Origin of the sequence: Ferrovibrio terrae (genome assembly GCF_943371255.1) — a bacterium.
Classification (GTDB): Bacteria; Pseudomonadota; Alphaproteobacteria; order Ferrovibrionales; family Ferrovibrionaceae; genus Ferrovibrio; species Ferrovibrio terrae_B.
This window is the reverse complement of record NZ_CALRUC010000197.1, coordinates 1-3,867: the sequence shown is the minus strand read 5'-3', so window position 1 is coordinate 3,867 and position 3,867 is coordinate 1. Positions and strand designations below refer to the sequence as shown.

The following is a 3,867-nucleotide window of genomic DNA, read 5'->3' as shown; positions in this document are numbered from 1 at the left end:
AAGAACGCGGCCCTGCCGCTGATGGCGGCCAGCCTGCTGAGCGACGAGACGCTGACGCTGTCCAATGTGCCGCATCTGGCCGATATCGCCACCATGGCGCATCTGCTGCAGCAGCATGGCGTCGATGTGTCGATGGATGGCGGCAACGGCACGCCGGAAGGCCGCACGATTCATCTCAACGCCGGCAAGATCACCTCGACGCTGGCGCCCTACGACATCGTGCGCAAGATGCGCGCCTCTGTGCTGGTGCTGGGCCCGCTGCTGGCCCGCTTCGGCGAGGCGGAAGTTAGCTTACCCGGCGGCTGCGCCATCGGCACGCGGCCGGTCGATCTGCATATCATGGGCATGAAGGCGCTCGGCGCCGAGATCACGGTCGAGAACGGCTATATCAAGGCCAAGGCGAAGAAAGGCCTGAAGGGCGCGGTGATCCGCTTCCCGCAGGTCTCGGTCGGCGCCACCGAGAACCTGCTGATGGCTGCCGCGCTCGCCGAAGGCACCACCGTGCTGGAGAATGCCGCGCGCGAGCCTGAGATCGCCGATCTGGCCCAGTGCCTGGTGGCGATGGGAGCGATGATCGAGGGCATCGGCAGCGAGCATCTCACCATCCATGGCAAGCCTGCCCTGCGCGGCGCCACCCACAAGATCGTACCCGACCGCATTGAGATCGGCACCTATCTCGCGGCCGTTGCCATCTGCGGCGGCAAGGTGGAACTGACCGGCGCACGCATGGACCTGATCGAGGCGGTGGCCGAGAAACTGACCGAAGCCGGCTGCGTGATTGCCGAAACGCCGCGCGGCGTGTCGATCGCACGCAACGGGTCGCGGCTGAAAGGCGTCGATTTCCTGACCCAGCCCTATCCGGGTTTCCCCACCGACATGCAGGCGCAGATGATGTCGCTGATGACGGTGTCGGATGGTGCCTCGATGATCACCGAGACGATCTTCGAAAACCGTTTCATGCATGTGCCCGAACTCACCCGCATGGGCGCCAATATCGTGGTGCATGGCTCATCGGCGCTGGTACGCGGCGTGCCCAAGCTGACCGGTGCGCCGGTGATGGCCACCGATCTGCGCGCCTCCGTGTCGCTGGTGCTGGCGGGCCTTGCTGCCGAAGGTGAGACGGTGGTGAATCGCGTCTATCATCTGGATCGCGGCTACGAGCGGCTGGAAGAAAAGCTGGCCGCCTGCGGCGCCGTGATCGAACGGCTGAAGGACTGAGATGGCCGAAGACCGCCGCAAGACGCCGCGTTTTCCGCCCCTGCGCCTGCGCGCCGAGGATGCGGAAGACGTGACCGTGCTGGCGGCCTGTCTGCAGGATGCGACGCTCCGCGTCACCGACATGGCCTGGCAGCCGAAACAGCGGCGCTTTGCCCTGGTGCTCAACCGCTTCCGCTGGGAAGACGAAACGCGCGTGGATGCGCGCGGCAAGCTGATCCGCGCCGTGCCGCATGTGCGCGTGCCGGCCGGCCTGCATTTCGACGGCGTGCTGAAGGTGCAGTCCAGCGGCATTGATCGTGGCAATGCCGCATCGCTGGAACTGCTGTCGATCATCGCCGAGCCGGCTGACGAGGAGCCTGCGGCGGTGCTGACGCTGGTTTTCGCCGGCGGCGGTGCCGTGCGGCTTGACGTGGAATGCGTGGACGCACAGATGCAGGATCTGGGGCAACCCTATCCGGTGCGTCGCGCGCCCAAGCACAAGGAAGTGTCATGAGTGCCGACAGTAAACTGGTGATGGCGCTGCCCAAGGGCCGCATCCTGAAAGAGGTGATGCCGCTGCTGCTCGCGGCCGGCATCGTGCCCGAGCCGGAATTCTCCGACGACAACAGTCGCAAGCTGCGCTTTGCAACCAGCCAGCCCGATATCGAGCTGATCCGCGTGCGCAGCTTCGATGTCGCCACCTTTGTTGCCTTCGGTGCCGCCCAGCTCGGCGTTGCCGGCAATGACGTGCTGATGGAATTCGACTACCCGGAAATCTACGCGCCGCTCGATCTCGACATCGGCCATTGCCGGCTGTCGGTGGCCGAACCGGTTGCGCTGTCGGCGTCTGATGACCCCAAGCGCTGGAGCCATGTGCGCGTCGCCACCAAATATCCCTATGTGACGCAGAAGTATTTCGCCGATCGCGGCGTGCAGGCCGAATGCATCAAGCTGAACGGCGCCATGGAACTGGCGCCGACGCTGGGGCTGTGTCGCCGCATTGTCGATCTGGTCTCCACCGGCGCGACGCTGAAAGCCAATGGCCTGGTCGAAGTCGAGGTCATCGCCCGGGTTACCTCGCGTCTCGTGGTCAATCGCGCGGCCCTGAAGACGCGGCCGATCCAGGTCGGCGGCTGGCTGGAGAAATTCTCCGCAGCCGTTGAAGCTGCAGCCGCCGCCAAGTCGAAGAAAGTGGCAAGCTGATGCCGGTCTCGCTGAATGCCAGCGCCACGGATTTTCCCGCCCGCTTCCAGGCGATGGTGAAATCCAAGCGCGACGCCGAGGCCGATGTCGGCGCCATCGTGGCGCAGATCATTGCCGATGTACGCAAGCGCGGCGATGCGGCGCTGCATGAGCTGAATGCGAAATTCGACCATGTCGATTCGGCCAGGCTCGGCCTGCGTATTTCCCAGGCCGAGATCGATACGGCCGCGGCGCTGGTCGATGGTGCCACGCTCCAGGCATTGGAAACCGCGGCCGAACGCATCCGCCTGTTTCATGCGCGGCAGAAGCCGGCCGACGATTTCTACACCGATGCGCAAGGGGTGAAGCTCGGCCATCGCTGGACGCCGCTGGATGCCGTCGGCCTCTACGTTCCGGGTGGCAAGGCAGCCTATCCGTCATCGGTGCTGATGAATGCGATTCCCGCCGTGGTCGCCGGCGTGCGCCGCGTCGTTGTCACGTTGCCCACGCCCAATGGCGAGCTCAATCCGCTGGTGATGGCGGCGCTGAAACTGGCCGGCGTCACCGAAGTTTACCGCCTCGGCGGCGCGCAGGCGGTGGCGGCGCTCGCCTATGGCACCGAGAGCATCAAGGCTGTCGACAAGATCACCGGCCCGGGCAACAGCTTCGTGGTCACGGCCAAGCGCTTCGTCTTCGGCCAGGTCGGCATCGACAACCCGGCCGGGCCGTCCGAGATTCTCGTCGTCGCCGACAACAAAAACGATCCGGCCTGGATCGCCGCCGACCTGCTCAGCCAGGCCGAGCATGATGAAGTCGCGCAGTCGGTGCTGATCACCGACGATGCCGCCTTCGCCGAACAGGTTGGCGCCGCCGTGCGCCAGCAGCTCTCCACCATGCCGCGCAAAGAGATCGCCACGGCCAGCTGGGAAAAGTTCGGCGCGCTGATCACGGTGCGGCAGCTGTCCGATGCCGCGCCGCTGGTCGATGCCATCGCGCCCGAGCATCTGGAACTGGCCATCGACAACCCGCAGGATTTTGCAGCAAACGTGCGCCATGCCGGCGCCATCTTCCTCGGCCGCCACACGCCCGAAGCGATCGGCGATTATGTTGCCGGGCCCAATCACGTGCTGCCCACTGCCGGTGCGGCGCGCTTTGCCTCTGGCCTCAACCTGCTTGATTTCATGAAGCGCACCACGCTGGTGCAGTGCGATCCTGCCTCGCTGGCGAGAATCGGCCCGGCTGCCGTGGCGCTGGCCGAGGCGGAAGGCCTGCAGGGGCACGCCCTGTCCGTCTCGATCAGGCTGCAAAAAGGTACCGCATGACTGACAAGGCGCCGCCAGCCCAGCACCGTCTCATCGAGGTTCTGCTCGACGAGCGCAGCGTGGTGCGGCGGTCGGCCGATATCGACCATGAACTCAAGGTCGCGATTTTCGACCTGATCGAACAGAATGTCTTCTCGCCGGTCGGTGCCCATAACGAGCAGGGCCC

Annotated in this window: 4 protein-coding genes; all 4 read left to right on the top strand. The window is 65.4% G+C overall.

Annotation, left to right across the window (positions count from 1 at the left end; genetic code table 11):
• The coding region (gene murA / locus AAG799_RS22650; protein ID WP_341899380.1) for a UDP-N-acetylglucosamine 1-carboxyvinyltransferase at positions 1-1,218 on the top strand (1,218 nt) is incomplete at its 5' end.
• A gap of 1 nt (position 1,219) precedes the next feature.
• Positions 1,220-1,711: a DUF2948 family protein gene (locus AAG799_RS22645; RefSeq protein WP_341899379.1), complete on the top strand. Its 492-nt coding sequence runs from the start codon at positions 1,220-1,222 to the stop codon at positions 1,709-1,711.
• A complete protein-coding gene (gene hisG, locus AAG799_RS22640) occupies positions 1,708-2,400 on the top strand; it encodes an ATP phosphoribosyltransferase (RefSeq protein WP_341899378.1) in 693 nt (230 codons plus the stop codon). Before AAG799_RS22645 ends, hisG begins: the two co-directional genes overlap by 4 nt.
• Positions 2,400-3,701: a histidinol dehydrogenase gene (gene hisD, locus AAG799_RS22635; protein ID WP_341899377.1), complete on the top strand. Its 1,302-nt coding sequence runs from the start codon at positions 2,400-2,402 to the stop codon at positions 3,699-3,701. Before hisG ends, hisD begins: the two co-directional genes overlap by 1 nt.
• The last annotated feature ends 166 nt before the right edge of the window (positions 3,702-3,867 follow it).

Bases quoted from the DNA above. Each gene is read 5' to 3' on its own strand.
- hisG (WP_341899378.1), top strand. From the start codon at position 1,708: ATGAGTGCCGACAGTAAACTGGTGATGGCGCTGCCCAAGGGCCGCATC.
- AAG799_RS22645 (WP_341899379.1), top strand. From the start codon at position 1,220: ATGGCCGAAGACCGCCGCAAGACGCCGCGTTTTCCGCCCCTGCGCCTG.
- hisD (WP_341899377.1), top strand. From the start codon at position 2,400: ATGCCGGTCTCGCTGAATGCCAGCGCCACGGATTTTCCCGCCCGCTTC.